Origin of the sequence: Xanthomonas sp. LMG 12459, assembly GCF_009192905.1 — a bacterium.
Taxonomy (GTDB): domain Bacteria; phylum Pseudomonadota; class Gammaproteobacteria; order Xanthomonadales; family Xanthomonadaceae; genus Xanthomonas_A; species Xanthomonas_A sontii.
This window is the reverse complement of sequence record NZ_NSGT01000041.1, coordinates 23,294-40,793: the sequence shown is the minus strand read 5'-3', so window position 1 is coordinate 40,793 and position 17,500 is coordinate 23,294. Positions and strand designations below refer to the sequence as shown.

16 protein-coding genes are annotated in these 17,500 nt (G+C 67.2%); 5 read left to right on the top strand and 11 right to left on the bottom strand.

From position 1 onward, the window contains the following. Nucleotides 1-104: 104 nt before the first annotated feature. The 10 genes from CEK65_RS10890 to nudE all read right to left on the bottom strand — a co-directional run bounded on the left by CEK65_RS10890 (nt 105) and on the right by nudE (nt 7,673). A complete protein-coding gene (locus CEK65_RS10890; protein ID WP_148827634.1) occupies nt 105-554 on the bottom strand; it encodes a hypothetical protein in 450 nt (149 codons plus the stop codon). Nucleotides 555-1,021: 467 nt separating this feature from the next. Beyond that, entirely contained in the window at nt 1,022-1,417 is a 396-nt protein-coding gene (gcvH, locus tag CEK65_RS10885) for a glycine cleavage system protein GcvH (RefSeq protein ID WP_017910465.1), read from the bottom strand. Nucleotides 1,418-1,509: 92 nt separating this feature from the next. Next, a complete protein-coding gene (gcvT, locus tag CEK65_RS10880; protein WP_152181732.1) occupies nt 1,510-2,616 on the bottom strand; it encodes a glycine cleavage system aminomethyltransferase GcvT in 1,107 nt (368 codons plus the stop codon). A gap of 309 nt (nt 2,617-2,925) precedes the next feature. Next, nucleotides 2,926-3,357 carry an NfeD family protein gene (locus tag CEK65_RS10875; RefSeq protein WP_150409340.1) on the bottom strand — a complete coding sequence of 144 codons (432 nt, stop codon included), beginning with the start codon at nt 3,355-3,357 and terminating at the stop codon, nt 2,926-2,928. 3 nt (nt 3,358-3,360) lie between these two features. Next, the gene (locus tag CEK65_RS10870; RefSeq protein WP_087963563.1) at nt 3,361-4,326 is read right to left on the bottom strand and encodes an SPFH domain-containing protein; all 966 of its coding nucleotides are present in this window, start codon (nt 4,324-4,326) and stop codon (nt 3,361-3,363) included. 63 nt (nt 4,327-4,389) lie between these two features. After that, nucleotides 4,390-4,692: a DUF962 domain-containing protein gene (locus CEK65_RS10865; protein WP_152181731.1), complete on the bottom strand. Its 303-nt coding sequence runs from the start codon at nt 4,690-4,692 to the stop codon at nt 4,390-4,392. A 403-nt stretch (nt 4,693-5,095) separates the two neighbouring features. Continuing rightward, nucleotides 5,096-5,419 (bottom strand): YnfA family protein, encoded by a 324-nt coding sequence (locus tag CEK65_RS10860; RefSeq protein WP_017912920.1) that lies wholly within the window; start codon nt 5,417-5,419, stop codon nt 5,096-5,098. After that, on the bottom strand, nt 5,416-6,192 hold the full coding sequence (gene mazG / locus CEK65_RS10855) for a nucleoside triphosphate pyrophosphohydrolase (protein ID WP_255424528.1): 777 nt from the start codon (nt 6,190-6,192) through the stop codon (nt 5,416-5,418). The genes CEK65_RS10860 and mazG overlap by 4 nt, the downstream gene beginning before the upstream one ends. 129 nt (nt 6,193-6,321) lie before the next feature. Further along, nucleotides 6,322-7,122, bottom strand: a complete 801-nt coding sequence (gene cysQ / locus CEK65_RS10850; protein ID WP_017912917.1) for a 3'(2'),5'-bisphosphate nucleotidase CysQ — start codon at nt 7,120-7,122, stop codon at nt 6,322-6,324. Further along, nucleotides 7,119-7,673: an ADP compounds hydrolase NudE gene (nudE, locus tag CEK65_RS10845; RefSeq protein WP_026143746.1), complete on the bottom strand. Its 555-nt coding sequence runs from the start codon at nt 7,671-7,673 to the stop codon at nt 7,119-7,121. Before nudE ends, cysQ begins: the two co-directional genes overlap by 4 nt. A 74-nt stretch (nt 7,674-7,747) precedes the next feature. Here nudE and bioA point away from each other — a divergent pair, with 74 nt between their 5' ends. Both bioA and CEK65_RS10835 read left to right on the top strand, forming a co-directional pair. Beyond that, entirely contained in the window at nt 7,748-9,139 is a 1,392-nt protein-coding gene (gene bioA, locus CEK65_RS10840; protein ID WP_152181729.1) for an adenosylmethionine--8-amino-7-oxononanoate transaminase, read from the top strand. Then, nucleotides 9,130-9,861: a 16S rRNA (uracil(1498)-N(3))-methyltransferase gene (locus CEK65_RS10835; RefSeq protein ID WP_152181728.1), complete on the top strand. Its 732-nt coding sequence runs from the start codon at nt 9,130-9,132 to the stop codon at nt 9,859-9,861. Before bioA ends, CEK65_RS10835 begins: the two co-directional genes overlap by 10 nt. Nucleotides 9,862-10,019: 158 nt before the next feature. Here the strand turns inward: CEK65_RS10835 and CEK65_RS10830 are convergent, their stop codons facing one another. Beyond that, entirely contained in the window at nt 10,020-11,042 is a 1,023-nt protein-coding gene (locus CEK65_RS10830) for a glucokinase family protein (RefSeq protein WP_152181740.1), read from the bottom strand. 873 nt (nt 11,043-11,915) lie between these two features. On the opposite strand from CEK65_RS10830, the gene CEK65_RS10825 reads away from it, so the two are divergent. The 3 genes from CEK65_RS10825 (at nt 11,916) to CEK65_RS10815 (ending at nt 17,413) form a co-directional block, all read left to right on the top strand. Beyond that, nucleotides 11,916-14,567 carry a TonB-dependent receptor gene (locus tag CEK65_RS10825; RefSeq protein ID WP_152181727.1) on the top strand — a complete coding sequence of 884 codons (2,652 nt, stop codon included), beginning with the start codon at nt 11,916-11,918 and terminating at the stop codon, nt 14,565-14,567. Nucleotides 14,568-14,666: 99 nt separating this feature from the next. Next, nucleotides 14,667-16,361: an alpha-L-fucosidase gene (locus tag CEK65_RS10820; protein WP_152181726.1), complete on the top strand. Its 1,695-nt coding sequence runs from the start codon at nt 14,667-14,669 to the stop codon at nt 16,359-16,361. After that, complete coding sequence (locus CEK65_RS10815; protein WP_152181739.1) at nt 16,361-17,413, top strand: glycosyl hydrolase family 18 protein; 1,053 nt, start codon at nt 16,361-16,363, stop codon at nt 17,411-17,413. Before CEK65_RS10820 ends, CEK65_RS10815 begins: the two co-directional genes overlap by 1 nt. Nucleotides 17,414-17,500 lie beyond the last annotated feature (87 nt).

The window sequence follows — 17,500 nt, the reverse complement described above, 5'->3', positions numbered from 1 at the left end:
GTCCAAGTTGTGCTTCGCGTTTTGATGTCGATCCGATTCACTCGCTTGCGCAGCAACGTCTGCTGGGCGAAACCTAATCACGGTTTTTTTTACTGTCAACACTTCTACGCAATTTTTTTTTCGATGGCGCGCGCGCCACCGACGCCGCATGCCGCACTGGCCGCCTTGCCGACGCCGCCGATCGCCGACGCCGACGCCGCGAGGAAAACGTCGCATGCAAAAAAAGCAGGGAAATTTCCGTGTTTTCTGCAACGGCACGCTGCCGCGATCGCGTTGCGAGCAGGCAGCGGCGAAGCGTCGGCGGGAACCGCGGCGATGCACGCCAGCCTGTCCGCTAGCTGAAAAAAAATTTCGCGACCGCACGCGGTTCCGGCATCGCACAAGTGCAAATGCGCAAAAGTGCGCAAACTTTTTTGCGTCGTGCGGCGCTCACGACGCGCGCGATGCATGCGTGCCGCGTCGCCGGGTCGTGCCACATCGCGCCACCGCGACACGACCTGCACGCACGTCGCCGACACACCGCGACGCGCACGACTGCCCTCGCCCACCTCCATGCCAAGTCGCCAACGCGTCCTCCGGCGATGTCGTTGCACGGTCGTGTCGACCGGCACAGCTCGCAGAGGTGATCGACTGGCGCCGGCACGCACCGCGCCGTCATGCATCGGCGACGCGAGCAGCGCACACCGCATCGCCAATGCCCCCGCGTCGCCGACCCACGTTGCGTCTCCATGCCACGCTGCACCTGCGCCGCGTCGGAAAACCGGCGCCGATCGACGCGCGGGTCGTCGGCATCGGTCTCCGCCAGACGCGACGGACACGCTGCGCTCGCGGTGCGCCCGGCGGCGACCTCACATGGTCTTCGCAGCGACGCACGCGGCGACGCAGGCGACGCGCGTTCCGGGATCGCCATGCCGAGAATGGCGCTGCCGACGCGCGAACGCTGGCGAGCTCGCCGAGCCGCGCCCAAAAAGAAACCGGCCGCACTGGGCGGCCGGTTCGGGTATCGCGATGGGCGGTCGGCTCAGTGGCCGTCGTCCTCGAGCAGTTCGGCGTACTCGTCCGGCGACAGCAGTTCGTTCAACTGCTCGGCATCGTCCGCTTCCAGCACCAGGATCCAGCCTTCGCCGTAGGCGTCCTCGTTGATCGTTTCCGGCTTGTCGCTCAGCGCGGTGTTGACCTCGACGACCTTGCCGCTGAGCGGGCTGTACACGTCAGAGGCGGCCTTGACCGACTCGACCACGGCCACGCCGTTGCCGGCTTCGACGTGATCGCCGACGTTCGGCAGCTCGACGTAGACCAGGTCGCCGAGCAGGCCCTGGGCGTGGTCGGAGATGCCGATGGTCACGCGACCGTTACCTTCGACGCGGGCCCACTCGTGGGACTTGAGGAATTTGAGGTCGCCAGGGATCTCGCTCATGGGGCTGCTCCGGAAGAAGACGGTATCGAGGATGGGAGTCTAGTGTAGCGAACCGCGCGCTTGGGGACGAAGTCGCGCGCGGCGGACAGGACTCAGCCGAGCACGCCGGGCTGGACCTGGCCTTCGCGCACGAACGGGAACTTGACCACGCGCACCGGCACTTCCTTGCCGCGGATGTCCACGCGCACCACACCCGGCTCGCCGGCCGGCACCCGCGCGAAGGCGATGGCCTTGCCCAGCGTCGGCGAGAAGGTGCCGGACAGGATCTCGCCGTCGCCGTTCGCGGTCAGCACCTTCTGCCCGTGGCGCAGCACGCCCTTCTCGTCCATCACCAGGCCGATCATCTGCCGCGGCGCGCCGCCGGCCTTCTGCGCTTCCAGCACAGCGCGGCCGATGAAGTCGCGGCCCTCGTCGAGGGTCACCGTCCAGGCCAGCGCGGCCTCGTAAGGCGAGACGCTATCGTCCATGTCCTGACCGTAGAGGTTCATGCCCGCTTCCAGGCGCAGCGTATCGCGCGCGCCCAGGCCGGCCGGCTTCACCCCCGCACCGATCAGCGCCTCCCAGAATGCCGGCGCCTGCGCTTGCGGCAGCACGATCTCGAATCCGTCTTCGCCGGTGTAGCCGGTGCGCGCGACGAACAGCGGCACGCCCGCGTCCGAGGTCGCCTCGATCGCGGCGAAGCGACCGAGCTTCTGCGCCGCGGCACGATCCTGCTCGCGCAGCAGGCCGATCGCCTTGGCGCGCGCGTTCGGCCCCTGCACCGCGATCATCGCGAAGTCGTCGCGCTCGCGCACCTGCACGCCGAACGCCTGCGCCTGCTCGCCGATCCAGGCCAGGTCCTTGGTGCGGGTGGCGGCGTTGACCACCAGGCGGAAGAACGCATCGGACATGTAATAGACGATCAGATCGTCGATCACCCCGCCCTGCGGGTTGAGCATGCAGGTGTACAGCGCCTTGCCCGGCACCTTCAGCTTGTCCACCGAATTGGCCAGCAGATGGCGCAGGAACGCGCGGACCTGCTCGCCGTGCAGATCGACCACGGTCATGTGGCTGACGTCGAACATGCCGGCGTCGCGGCGCACCTGGTGGTGCTCGTCGATCTGCGAGCCGTAGTGGATCGGCATGTCCCAGCCGCCGAAGTCGACCATCTTGGCGCCGAGGGCGCGGTGGCTGTCGTTGAGGATGGTCTTCTGGGTCATGGCGCGGGTCCGTGAGAAAAGTCCCCCATTATCGCTGGGGCGGAGCCGGGATTGGGGAATCGGGAATGGGGATTCGTAAGAGCGGCTTTCCTGGATCCGAAGGACTGGCGCTCGATCGCGCAGTGCCGTGGGAGCGGCTTCAGCGAAGGCCGGGATCGGGGAGTTGGGATTCGGGATTAGCAAGAGCGTGCGTCCTGAGCCGAAGGACGCGCGCTTGATCGCCGCTCCTACGCGCAGGAAGATTGGGAAGGCGGAGGTACCGCACACTCGCGGCACCAATCCCCAACCCCGACTCCCCAATCCCGGCTTTCAAACCGCCTGGACCAGCAGCGTCATCCCGTCCACGCCGACGATGCGCACCGTGCTGCCGGCCGGCAGGTCGGGGCCGCCGACCACCCAGAAGGCGTCGTCGACCTTGGCGCGACCGCGGCCGCCGTGGATCGGCTGGTCCAGGGTCACCATGCGCCCGATCAGTTGCTCGGCGCGGCGGTTGAGCAGCGGCTGGTCGCTGGTCCGGCCGCGGTTGCGGAACCAGGTGCGGTACACCTGGATCGAGACGAAGCTCAGCACCACGAACGCGCCGACCTGCAGCAGCAGGGGGATGTCCGGGAACACCAGCACGGCGAGGAACACCGCCGCGGCGGCGAAGCCCATCCACAGCATGAAGGCGCCCGGCGCCAGCGATTCGGCCGCGAACAGCAACAAGGTCAGGGCACCCCAGGCCACTACCTCAATGCGCATGGCTCAGACTCCGTTGCGCGGCGGCACGCGCGGCACTGCCGGCGGGGTGGCCTGCTTGTTCAGCGCCTCGCGCGCCAGTTCGGCGATGCCGGCGATCGAGCCGATGATGCCGCTGGACTCCATCGGCATCAGCACGAACTTCTGGTTCGGCGCGGTGGCCAGTTCCTTGAACGCCTCCACGTACTTCTGCGCGACGAAGTAGTTGATCGCCTGCACGTCGCCTTCGGCGATCGCCTTGGACACCATCGCCGTCGCCCGCGCTTCGGCCTCGGCCAGGCGCTCGCGCGCCTCGGCGTCGCGGAACGCGGCCTCCTTGCGGCCTTCGGCCTCCAGCACCGCCGCCTGCTTCTCGCCGTCGGCACGCAGGATCTCCGACTGCCGCGAGCCCTCCGCCTCGAGGATCTGCGCGCGCTTCTCGCGCTCGGCCTTCATCTGCCGGGCCATCGCATCGACCAGGTCGCGCGGCGGCTGGATATCGCGGATCTCGATGCGGGTGACCTTGATGCCCCACGGATTGGTGGCATGGTCGACCACGTTCAGCAGCTGCGCATTGATGGTCTCGCGCTGGCTCAGCGATTCGTCCAGGTCCATCGAGCCGATCACGGTGCGGATGTTGGTCTGCACCAGCGCGATGGTGGCGATCTCCAGGTTGGAGACTTCATACGCGGCCTTGGCGGCGTCCAGCACCTGGAAGAACACCACGCCGTCCACGCGAACGACCGCGTTGTCCTTGGTGATGACGTCCTGGCTGGGCACGTCCAGCACCTGTTCCATCATGTTGACCTTGCGGCCGACGCCATACATCCACGGAATCAGGAAGTGCAGGCCGGGCGACAGCGTGTGGGTGTAGCGGCCAAAGCGCTCCACCGTCCACTGGAATCCCTGCGGCACCATGCGCACGGTCTTGAACAGCACCACCACGCCGAAGAACAGGATCACCAGCGCAAGGAAGAAGGAAGACGGCATCAGGTCGCTCCATTAACCAGAAAGAAATCGAATCCGCAGTATAGCCAGCGCACGCGCACGTGCCGGTCACCAGAGGATGCGGCCCAGCAGCATGTCCTTGAACATCACCCAGTCGCCGGCCAGCGAATACAGCGGGTGCTTGAAGGTGGCAGGACGGTTCTTCTCGAACACGAAATGGCCGATCCAGGCGCAGCCGTAGCCGCAGACCGGTGCGGCCCATAACCAACGCAGCTGGCCGGTGCACAGCGCCAGCAGCAGGCTCGCCAGCACGCCGAGGCTGCCGACGAAATGCAGCCGTCGCGACACCCGATGCCGGTGCTCGCTCAGATAGAACGGATAGAACTCGCGAAAACTGGAGAAGCGACGCATGCGATGGCCCTCCCGAGGCGACGCAGGCGTCCAGCATACGCCGGGAGCGCGGGCGTCGCGCGCTGCGCACGGACGCGACGCGCGGGTGTCATGCAGCCACGACGCGCACTTGGCGTGCTTTCCGATGACGCAATGCGTCGGGACTGAAGTCCCTCCCACAGTGCACCCACCGCATTCGCTGCAAGCGCCTGCGGGAGCGGCCTCCGTCGTGCCGTGGTGCGACGAGGACGTGTATCGCGACCACAGGGCACCGCCCATCGCGCAGGGACGTGTCCTGGGGCGCAACGGTCATGCGGCCACGACGCGCAACCTGGCGTGCTTTCCGATGAGCCAATGCGTCGGGACTGAAGTCCCTCCCACAGTGCACCCGCCGAGTTCGTCTCAAGCTCCCGTGGGAGCGGCCTCAGCCCTGCCGCGGCGCGAACATGATCACCGCCATGCCGGCCAGGCACAGGCCGGCGCCGAGCAGGTCCCAGCGCGTGGGGCGCATGCCCTGCACCGTCCACAGCCACAGCAAGGCGACGGCGACATAGACGCCGCCGTAGGCGGCATAGACGCGGCCGCTGGCGGCGGGATGCAGGGTCAGCAGCCAGACGAAGAGCGCCAGGCTGCCCGCGGCCGGCAGCAGCAGCCAGGCGCTGCGCTGTTCGCGCAGCCAGAGATAAGGCAGGTAGCAGCCGACGATTTCCGCGACGGCGGTCAGCACGAACAGCAGCAGGGTCTTCATCCGGCCGCGGCGCGCTCTTCGTCCTTGGCGCGCTGCCAGTACGCCTCCTGCTGCGCCAGCGACAGACCGTCGAGCGCGCCGCCGTCCTGCTGCGCCAGCCGTTCCATCGCGCGGAAGCGACGCTCGAACTTGAGGTTGGCGTGGCGCAGCGCCGCACCGACGTCGACCTTGGCATGCCGCGCCAGGTTGGCGCAGACGAACAGCAGGTCGCCGATCTCGTCCTGCAGGCGTGCCGGATCGACTGCGGCGCCATGCGCCAGTTCCGCGCGCACTTCCTCCAGTTCTTCCTGCACCTTGTCCAGCACCGGCGCGGGGCCGGGCCAGTCGAAGCCGACCCGCGCCGCACGCGACTGCAGCTTCAGCGCGCGCTGCCATTCCGGCAGGCCGCGGGCGATGCCGGCCAGTGCCGAGCCGTCGCGCTCGCCGGCGGCGGCGCGCTCGGCGCGTTTGATCTCTTCCCACTTCAGCGTCTGCTGTTCGGCATCGGCCACCTGACTGTCGCCGAACACGTGCGGGTGGCGGCGCACCATCTTGTCGCAGATCGCCGCGACCACGTCGTCGAAGCCGAACGCGCCCTGCTCGCGCGCCATCTGCGCATGGAACACCACCTGCAGCAGCAGGTCGCCGAGTTCGTCCTTCAGCCCGGGCAGGTCCTGGCGGTCGATCGCGTCGGCCACTTCGTAGGCCTCTTCGATCGTGTACGCGGCGATGCTGGCGAAGTCCTGCTCCAGGTCCCAGGGGCAGCCCTGCGCGGGATCGCGCAGGCGCGCCATGATGTCGAGCAGGGCAGGAAGGTCGTAGCGGGCTGAAGTCACGGGCGGGTTCCGGTGCGACGGCACCGCTGCCGCCTGCCGCCTAGTGTGGCAGAGCGCGCGCCGTGCGGCGCGTGCTCGCTACGCGGCTCAGCCCAGCCAGTCGCGCCAGGGCAGCGCCGCATCGCCCAGCGCCACGAAGTCGCCGTTGAGCAGCGATTCGCGGCGGTTGTAGCGGAACGGCTTGCCGGTCGCGGCGGCCAGCAGCGCGCCGCCAGCGGCCTGCAGCACGCACTGCCCGGCGGCGGTGTCCCATTCGGAGGTCGGGCCGAAGCGCGGATACACGTCCAGGTCGCCATCGGCGATGCGGCAGAACTTCAGCGACGAACCCTGCGCGACCAGTTCGATCTCGCCCATGCGCTGCAGCAGCGCGTCGGTACGCGCGTCGCGGTGCGAGCGGCTCGCCGCCACCCGCAGCGGCGCGGTGGCCGGCCGCCGGGTGTTCAACGCGGTGTCGCGGAAGCCCTCGCGGCGGTATGCCTGCTCGCCACGCACCGCATGCCAGACGCGGCCATCGACCGGCGCCTGGACCACGCCGAACACCGGCGCGCCCTGGTGGATCAGCGCGATGTTGACGCTGAACTCGCCGTTGCGCTTGACGAACTCACGGGTGCCGTCGAGCGGGTCGACCAGCCAATAGGTGGTCCAGTGCTCGCGCACCTCCCACGGGATCTGCGCCGATTCCTCGGACAGCACCGGCAGGTCCGGGGTCAGCCGCTCCAGGCCTTCGACGATGATCTGGTGCGCGGCCAGATCGGCCTGGGTCAACGGGCTGGTATCGGCCTTGTGCTCCACCTCGAAGCCGGTGGCATAGACGGACATGATGGCCGCGGCGGCATCGATGGCGATGGCGATCACGGTTTCGCGCAAATCACTGGTGAGACGGATCATTCGGCGCGACCCAGCCACTCGCGGGCGATGAACAGCGCCGCCAGCGAACGCCCCTCGGAAAAATCTTCACGCAACATCAGTTGATCCAGTTCAGCCAGTTTCCAGGGCACCACTTCCAATTCCTCCGGCTCGTCGCCGGTCAGTCGTTCGGGATAGAGATCTTGTGCAAGCACCAGCCACGACTGGTGGCTCATGTAGGTCGGCGCCAGGGTCATCGCGCGCAGCACGCGCAACTGCCGCGCGCCGTAGCCGGCCTCTTCCTTGAGTTCGCGGTCGGCTGCCTGCAGCGGGGTCTCGCCGGCGTCGATACGGCCCTTGACCAGGCCCAGTTCGTAGCGATGCACGCCGGCGGCGTATTCGCGCACCAGCAGCACGGTCTGCGCATCCAGCATCGGCACTACCACCACCGCGCCATGGCCCGGGGCCTTCAGCCGGTGGAACACGCGGCGCTCGCCATTGCTGAACTCCAGGTCCAGCTCCTCGACCCGGCGCTCGGCGGCCGATTCGCTGCGCTCGCGCACGGCATGGATGACCGGCAATCGACGGGTCACGCCGGCACCCTGCGGCGCCGGACGGCGTCGATCGATAGAATGCGCGGAGCGAAGAACCTGTTCATGAGCGCGAAATGCTATCAGACCTGACCGCAGCACAGATGGCCGAGGCGTGGCGCACGCGTGATCTGGCCGTGCTCTGGCACCCGTGCACGCAGATGCGCGAGCACCCCGACACCCTGCCCCTGGTCCCGATCGCCCGTGGCGAAGGCGCCTGGCTGATCGACCACAGCGGCCGCCGCTACCTGGATGCGGTGAGCAGTTGGTGGACCAACCTGTTCGGCCACGGCGAACCGCGCATCGCCGCGGCCATCGCCGCCCAGGCCACGCAACTGGAGCAGGTGATGCTGGCCGGCTTCAGCCACGAACCGGCGGTGCTGCTGGCCGAGCAGTTGCTGGCGCTGGCGCCGCGCCAGGACGGCCGCGCGCCGCTGGCCAAGGTGTTCTACGCCGACAATGGCTCGGCCGGCGTGGAAGTGGCGCTGAAGATGGCCTTCCACTATTTCCAGAACCGCGGCGAGCCGGGGCGCACCCGCTTCGTCGCGCTGGAGAACGGCTACCACGGCGAGACCATCGGGGCGCTGGCGGTCGGCGACATTCCGCTGTATCGGCGGGTGTACGCGCCGCTGCTGGCGGAGGCCTTGTTCGCGCCCTCGCCCGACGCCTACCAAGCCGCGCCTGGGCAGAGTGCGCGCGAACGCGCCGATGCCGCCGCCGATGCGCTGGCCGACCTGTTCGACCGCCATCCCGGCGAGATCTGCGCGGTGATCCTGGAGCCGCGCCTGCAATGCGCCGGCGGCATGCGCATGCACGATCCGGCCTATCTGCGCCGGGCACGCGAACTGTGCGACGCCAACGGCGCCTTCCTGATCGCCGACGAGATCGCCACCGGCTTCGGCCGCACCGGCACCCTGTTCGCCTGCGAACAGGCCGGGGTGATGCCGGACCTGCTGTGCCTGTCCAAGGGCCTGACCGGCGGCTTCCTGCCGCTGTCGGCGGTGCTGGCCACCCAGCATCTGTACGACGCCTTCCTCGACGACAGCCGCGAACGCGCCTTTCTGCATTCGCACAGCTACACCGGCAACCCGCTGGCCTGCGCCGCGGCGCTGGCGTCGCTGCGGATCCTGCAGGAGGACGACGTGATCGCGCGTAACCGCAGCACCACCGAGACCATGCGCGCACTGTCGGCGCCGTTCGCCGAGCATCCGCACGTGGCCGACGTGCGCCAGGCCGGCATGGTGGTGGCGTTCGAACTCACCCGCAACGGCGACAAGCGCACGCCCTTCCCTGTGTCCGCACGCGTCGGCCTGCACGCCTACCGTGCCGCGCTGCAACGCGGTGTGGTGCTGCGCCCGCTGGGCGACGTGCTGTACTGGATGCCGCCGTACTGCGTGGACGCCGAGCAGTTGACGCTGCTGGCCGAGACCACGCTGGCGGCGATCGACGAGGCGGTGGCATGCGCCTGACCCGCTGCCATGTGGAGCTGCCGCTGCACGCCGGCGCCGAATTGAGCCTGCCGGAAGACGTCGCCAACCACCTGCTGCGCGTGCTGCGGCTGCGCGAGGGCGATCCTTGCGTGCTGTTCAACGGCGACGGCTGCGATTACCCCGCCGAACTGCTGCAGGCCGGCAAGCGCAACGCGAGCGTGCGCATCGGCGCGGCGCAGCCGGTCGACAACGAGTCGCCACTGGCGATCACCCTGCTGCAGGGCGTGGCGCGCGGCGAGAAGATGGACCTGATCCTGCAGAAGGCCACCGAACTCGGCGTCGCCGCGATCGTGCCGGTGTGGGCCGAGCGCACCGAAGTGAAGCTGGATGCGGCGCGGGTGGACAAGCGCGTGGCGCACTGGCGCAGCGTGGTGATCTCGGCCTGCGAACAGTCCGGCCGCGCGCGCGTGCCGCAGCTGAGCGCGCCGCTGGCGCTGGCCGATGCGGCGCGCGCCGCGGCGGACAGCCCCTGCCGGTTGATCCTGGATCCGCAGGGCGAACAGCGCCTGCGGTCGCTGGCCATCGGCGGCGCTGCGGCGACGATCGCGATCGGCCCGGAAGGCGGCTGGTCGCCACGCGACCGCGCCACGCTGGAGGCCGCCGGCTTCGTCGGCCTGCGCCTGGGACCACGCATCCTGCGCACCGAAACCGCCGGCCTGGCCGCGATCGCGGCGCTGCAGGCGCATCACGGCGACGTGTGAGCTCAGGCAAGCGGTGACGCTGTAGACAGCGGCACCGCAACGCAGGCGCCGCAGGCATGGGACATATATATGTGTCGAAGCGCTACGGCACGCCAGGCACGCCGCACCGGCGTTGCGGGACGCCGCCTATCGGCGCGGCCATCGCCGCGCCGGGCCGCTCAGTGGCGCTGCTGCAGGAACCAGTTCGCCGCGCCGATCACCCCGAGCTGGCCGTGCTCGACCAGCTTCACCGGGATCTGTTCCAGCGCCGGACGCATCGCGCCCTTGTTCAAGTAGCGCTCGACGAAACTGCTGGCGGACAGGAATGCGCCGATCTGCGGCAGGAAGCCGCCGGCCAGGTAGACGCCGCCCTGCACGCCGTACAGCAAGGCCATGTCGCCGACCACGCTGCCGAGCAGGCCGCAGAACGCGGACAGTGCCTCGTGCGCGAGCGGATCGTCGCCGCCCAGTGCAGCCGCGGTGATGTCGCTCGGTGCGGCATGCGCAGGCGTGGCGCCACGCAGCTCGCACAGCACGCGATAGAGATTGAGCAGGCCCGGGCCGGACAGGAAATGCTCCATCGGCACATAGGAGCGATCGCGCAACAGCCGCTGCGCCAACGCCAGTTCCAGATCGTTGCCGATCGGCAGCGCGGCATGGCCGGCCTCGGTGGCCAGCACCATGGCGCCGCCCTGGGTCGGAATCCACACCGCGGCGCCGAGACCGGTGCCCGGACCGATCACCAGCGCAGGCCCGCGCTGCGCCTTGCGCGGCCCGGTCAGATGCAGCACTTCGCTGGCGTCCATCGACGCGGCCGCATACGCCACCGCTTCGAAATCGTTGACCAGATGCAGTGCCTTCAGGCCCAGGCGCTCGCGAATTTCCGGCGGCGACAGCGTCCACGGCAGATTGGTGGTGATGACGCGACCATCTTCGAGCGCGTAACCGGCGCTGGCGATCACCCCACGGGTCGGCTTCGGCCCCTGCACCTGGCCCAGGAACTCGCCGATGATCTCGGCCAGACCGGGATAGTCGGCGCAGCGGTATTTGCGATAGTCCAGCACATCGACGGACGGCGCCGGGCCGGCACCGGCAGCGCGTGCGACCAGGCCGATCCGGACATGGGTTCCGCCGACATCGGCAGCAATGAAGGGCTCGGCGCGCGGCACGGCCGCTGCCACTGATGAACTGCTTGCGGACACATCTTCTCCCGTTGCGCCAGAGCAGGCGCACGCCGATTCGGCAGATTGATCGATCGAGTGTCGGACCACCTTGACAACGTTGTCAAGATGAATTTCACCGGTTTGTCGTTTTGTCTTCACCACTGCGACTTCGTCGGCCGGATCGCCCGGCCGTTCGAGTGGTCGATCGCATGGCGCGTTGCATGGGTGAACATCCGTCGCAAAATTTCGCCGCATTGCACAAATTTCTGCCACACGCTCGGCCAACCGGCAGCGCCTGCCACACCAGGGCCTCGCGGCTACCGCGGGCACGCAACCGCCCTCCGCGGGCATGTTTTCTTTTGTAGACAAGCACCTAGGAGACGCGACCGAAGGGCCGCGAAAGCCTCCGGAAAGATGCCGCGGCGAGCCTTGCTTGCATTCGTCAAAACCACGTGAAACGGGTGTTGACAACGCTGTCAGCGCTACGACAGACTCGGCTCACACAAGTTTTACAACTTCAAGACATGCCACGTTCAGGGGATTCAGACACAGCGACGCATCGCCGCTCCTCCCGCGCCAAGTGGCAGGACGCGCGCTGACGCTGCGACCGGCATCCCCGAACCGACGAAACCACGCCCCGAGCCGGGCCGGACGCAGCGGCGTCCGGATCAGGCGACAAGGTGCACTGCTGTATTGCTGGACTTGGTTGTTACCTGCAGGAACACAGGAAGGACTGGCGCCCTCGATGCCGCCGGTTGGCTACTTCCGCGTCAGCGACCGGACGACGCGCATCGAGATGCGATCCGCGCAGCGCCACCAGGCGCGGCGCCATCCACAAGGCCGGGCAGCGGCCAGCACGCCGGAACATCGGTTGGCACCTCATGCCCAAGTACTCACCCAGAGGTTTAGCCAATGAATAGCCGCACCACTACCTTAGCCCTCAGCATCATGGCCGCGCTGTACCTGTCCGGTAACGCCGCCGCGCAGGAAGCGCCCGCTTCCGCCAACGCGGATTCCAAGAACGTCCAGCAGCTGGATGCCATCACCGTCACCGGTTACCGCGCCTCGCTGGAGAAGAGCCAGTCGGTGAAGCGCTCGGCCAACTCCATCGTCGATGCGATCAGCGCCGAGGACATCGGCAAGTTCCCGGACACCAATGCCGCCGAGTCGCTGGCGCACCTGCCGGGCATCAGCGTGGACCGCCAGTTCGGCGAAGGCGAGAAGGTCAGCATCAACGGCACCGACCCGGCGCTGAACCGCGTGCTGCTCAATGGCCAGACCATCGCCTCGGGCGACTGGGGCGGCAACCCGACCGACACCAGCGGCCGCACCTTCAACTACACCCTGCTGTCTCCGGAAATCATCGGCCTGATGGAGGTCTACAAGACCCCGGAAGCCCGCATCGACGAAGGCTCGATCGGCGGCACCGTGATCGTGCACACCCGCAAGCCGCTGGACCTGCCGAAGAACACCATCCGCGGCTCGATCGGCTACAACTACAACGACCGTTCGGAAGAAGGCAATCCGCGCGGCTCGGCGCTGTGGAGCTGGAAGAACGACGACGAGACCTTCGGCGCGTTGATCTCCGCCACCCACGACAAGGAAGACCTGTCGCGCGCCGGCATCGAGTTCTTCGGCTACAACACCGGCGCCGGCATCCCGCCGACCGCGCGCATCTCCGGCGACGGTGGTAACGTCGCGACCGCCAAGATCCCGGTGGGCATCAACAGTTCCTTCTTCCAGCAGACCCGCGAGCGCAACGGCCTGCAGGGCGCACTGCAGTGGAAGCCGAACGATCAGAACGAGTTCAACCTGACCGGCCTCTACATCAAGGGCAAGTACAACAACTTCAGCGAATCGCGCTACGTCTGCCCGGGCTGCGGCGACCAGGACAAGATCACCAGCGCGACCGTGCAGAACGGTTACATCACCCAAGCCACGGTCACCGACGGCGCCGGCAACGGCAAGCAGCCGTATGCGCAGCTGGACACCAACTACCGCGAAAGCAACGTCACCACCAAGAGCCTGAACCTGCGCCACGACTTCTACGGCGACAAGTGGGTGTTCACCTCGCAGGTCGGCACCACCAAGGCCACCGGCGGCAAGGACCCCGAGTACCTGATGAAGTTCCTGCTGCAGGACGGCGGCTACAATTTCAACTATGACGGCACCAACACTGGCGTTACCTACGGCAATAACAGCGCTAGCAACTGGGGCCTGAAGTCGGGTCAACAAGCCGGTGGTATCGAGTACACCACCACCAATGACAAGGAGAAGTACTTCCAGTTCGATGCCGCGCGCGATCTGGACTGGGGTCCGCTGAACAAGCTTCAGGTCGGCTACAAGTACATCAACCACGAAAACGGCCAGGATTCGCGCGGCAATGCGATCTATGCCAACCAAAACATTCTGCTGACGTCATTCAACCCGGGCACCACTCCGAGCGGCTTGTACGATGGACTCCACGCCAGTTCGGACCTTGTCAACTGGCCGACCGCCAACCTGAACTCGGTGCTGTCCTATCTGAAGTCTCTTCCGCAGGGCGCGTTGGAAAGCAAGTACGGCCAGATGTTCGATGTCAAGGAGATCACCAGCGATCTCTATGCGCAGATGAACTTCGAGTCCGGCAAGTGGCGCGGCAACTTGGGCGTGCGCTATGTCGACACCAAGGACAAGTCGCTGTACTGGCTCAGCTCCAATGGTGGCGTCTACACCCCGGTGACCTCGACCAAGCAGTACTACAAGCCGTTGCCGAGCTTCAACATCGCCTACGACCTGGATGACAACAAGGTGCTGCGCTTCTCTGCAGCGAAGGTGATCGCGCGTCCCCGCTACCAGGATCTCGCAGGATCTGTTTCGCTCAACAGCACCAGCAGCGATGGCACGACCTGTAACGGCAATACGTCGTGCAACCTGACCGGCAGCGGCGGCAACCCGGACCTGAAGCCTTACGAGTCGACCAACTACGATCTGGCCGCGGAATGGTACTTTGCCCCGTCCAGCATGCTGTCTGGCGAAGTGTTCTATCGGGACATCGGCTCTTATATTGTCACCGTTACCACCGCACAGCAGTTGACCGACCCGATCAATGGGGTAAGCGGCATCTACCAGATCAGCTCGCCGGTCAATGTCTCCAACGCCAAGGTCAAGGGCGCCTCGCTGAACTACCAGCAGGCCTTCGGCTACGGCTTCGGTCTGCAGGCGAACTACACCTACGCCACCGCCGACGCCAGCACCGGCCTGAACCTGCCGTACCTGTCGAAGAACACCTACAACGTGATCCCCTACTGGGAAAACGGCCCGTGGATGGTGCGCCTGAACTACAGCTACCGTTCCAAGTACTTCACCCAGGTCGGCCGCCTGAACTCGCAGGTGTTCACCGACGAGTACAAGCAGCTGGATCTGACCGCCTCGTACGAGATCAACGACTGGATGAGCGTGAGCTTCAGCGCGACCAACCTGCTCGACTCGACGTACTACTGGTACAACGAGGTCAAGTACGCGCCGATTGGCATGTACAAGAACGGCCGCGGCTACCAGGCGCAGCTGAACTTCAAGTTCTGATGTAGCACCGGCGCGCCACCGTCCCTCCACGGTGGCGCGCTTTTTCGTGTCCGGCGCGGCGGCGCCGGCATCGTCTTCTGCAAGAAGGAGTGCCGTTCCATGACGACCGAGACCCGCCCCCGTGCGGACCGATCCCGCCACGCCGGAGCCGCACTCCAGACCCTGGCCAGCGCGCTGGCCCTCATGCTCGCGCTGACGGCCCTGCCCGCCGGCGCCGCGGATGCGCCGTCGCCGACCGCGCCCACCGCCACCACCCTCAGTCCGGAACAGATCGACCAGCAGTGGCTGCAGGCCACCGCCAAGTACGCGCCCGAACGCGCGCGGCTGGTGCGCGAAGCCAACGATGGCGCGCGCGGCGGACCGTTCCGACCCGACTGGACCTCGCTCAAGCAGTACCGCTCGCCGTCCTGGTACGACAACGCCAAGTTCGGCATCTTCATCCATTGGGGCGTGTTCTCGGTGCCGGCCTTCGGCAACGAGTGGTACTCACGCAACATGTACCAGCAGGGCAGCAAGGACTACCTGCACCACCGCGAGACCTACGGCCCGCAGTCGCGCTTCGGCTACAAGGACCTGATCCCGCTGTTCACCGCGCCCAAGTTCGATCCGCAGGCCTGGGCCACCCTGTTCCGCGATGCCGGCGCCCGCTACGTGGTGCCGGTGGCCGAACACCACGACGGCTTCGCGATGTACGACTCGCAGCTGTCGGACTGGACCGCGGTCAAGATGGGTCCCAAGCGCGACGTGCTCGGCGAGCTGTCCAAGGCCATCCGCGCACAGGGCCTGCATTTCGGCCTGTCCTCGCACCGCGCCGAGCACGACTGGTTCTTCGACGGCGGCCGCCAGTTCGACTCGGACGTCAACGACCCGCGCTACGCTGGCCTGTACGGCCCGGCGCAGGTGCGCCTGCCGGGCAAGGACGACGCCGACGTCACCAACGACTGGACCCCGGTGTCGCAGGCCTGGCTGGACGACTGGCTGGCGCGCACCACCGAACTGATCGACCGCTACGACCCGGACCTGATCTATTTCGACTGGTGGATCGCGCACCCGACCTTCCGCGGCACCCTGCCGACCATGTTGTCGTACTACTACAACCACGGCGCGGCCAAGGGCGGCGTGGTGGTGAACTACAAGCTCGGCGCCTTCCCCGAGGGTGCCGGCACGCTCGATATCGAGCGCGGCCAGCTCACCGGCATCCATCCCACGCACTGGCAGACCGACACCTCGGTCAGCAACGCCTCGTGGGGCTATGTCGAGAACGACACCTACAAGACCCCGACCTTCATCATCCACATGCTGGTGGACGTGGTCAGCAAGAACGGCAACCTGATGCTCAACATCGGCCCGCGCGCCGACGGCTCGATCCCGGACACCGAACGCGCGATCCTGCTGTCGATCGGCAAGTGGCTCAAGACCAATGGCGAGGCGATCTACGACAGCACGCCGTGGCGCAGCTACGGCGAAGGCCCGACCGAAGTGGTCGGCGGCACCTTCCAGGACACCAAGACCAAGCCGTACACGCCCGAGGATTTCCGCTTCACCACCGGCCACGGCGCGCTGTACGCGATCGAGCTGGGCTGGCCGGCCGACGGCCAGGCGCTGATCCGCTCGCTGAAGCCGGCCGATGGCGTGCGCGGCGTCACCCTGCTCGCCAACGGCAAGCCGGTGCCGTTCGAGCAGCGCGCCGACGGCCTGCACCTGCGCCTGCCGGCCAAGCCGGTGGGCGAACACGCCTACGTGTTCCGCATCGACCTGTCCTCCCCCACTCCGCCAACGGATTCCTCCCGATGATGAAGCGTTTCGCAGGGCTGCTGTTCGCCCTCGCCCTGGCCTGCGGGCCGGCCATGGCCAAGAACCCGACTGCGCTGTTCTATCTGATGAACACGCAGAAATCGACCAATTCGTTCCTGGCCCACCTCGACAAGATCGACGTGGTGGTGCCGACCTGGTACGGCGTGGACCAGAGCGGCCTGGTCAACGGCACCCCGAACATGTACCTGTACGAGATCGCCAAGCAGCACAAGCTGCGGGTGATGCCGATCCTGTCGATGACCGCCGGGCGCGAGGGCTTCCACAAGCTGCTGCACGACGAGGACGCCAAGCAGCGCATGATCCAGGCGCTGCTGATCCACGGCCGCAAGCATGGCTACTACGGCTTCCAGTTCGATTTCGAGAGCATCGCCTGGACCGACCGCGACGCCTACTCGCTGATGGTCAAGCAGACCGCCGAGGCGCTGCACAAGGCCGGCTTCAAGCTGTCGGTGGCGGTGGTGCCGAACGCGCCCGGCTATGCCGAGGGCGGCGCCTTCGCCAAGTGGATGTGGGAGTACTGGCGCGGCGCCTACGACCTCAAGGCGCTGAGCGCCTCGGCCGACCTGATCAGCCTGATGACCTACGACCAGCACACCCGCTGGACCGCGCCCGGCCCGGTGGACGGCATGGTGTGGATGAAGAAGCACCTGGACTACGCGCTGACCCAGGTGCCGAAGGACAAGCTGTCGCTGGGCATCGCCACCTACGGCTACCGCTGGTACACCGGCAATCCGGTCAAGCCCGACGGCACCGAAGCCTCCAACATCACCGCCGACTACATCGATGCCGACGAATCGTTCCCGCTGGCGGAAGAGCAGCACGCCACCGTGCAATGGGACCCGGTGGAGCAGGAGTCGTGGTTCTACTTCTACCGCGACGACATGCGCGAATGGGTGTTCCGCCCGGACGCGCGCAGCTTCCGCGCCCGCTACGAGCTGACCAAGCAATACGGTCTGGAAGGCTTCAGCTGCTGGGTGCTGGGCGCCGAAGATCCCAAGGTCTGGGACGAACTGCCGACCGCGACGCGCTGAGCGGCCCCACGACCGAGATGCGACACGACGGGCACGCGGCGCGCAGCGAACGCGCCGCGCTCACCCCAGGCTACCTCACAGCATCTA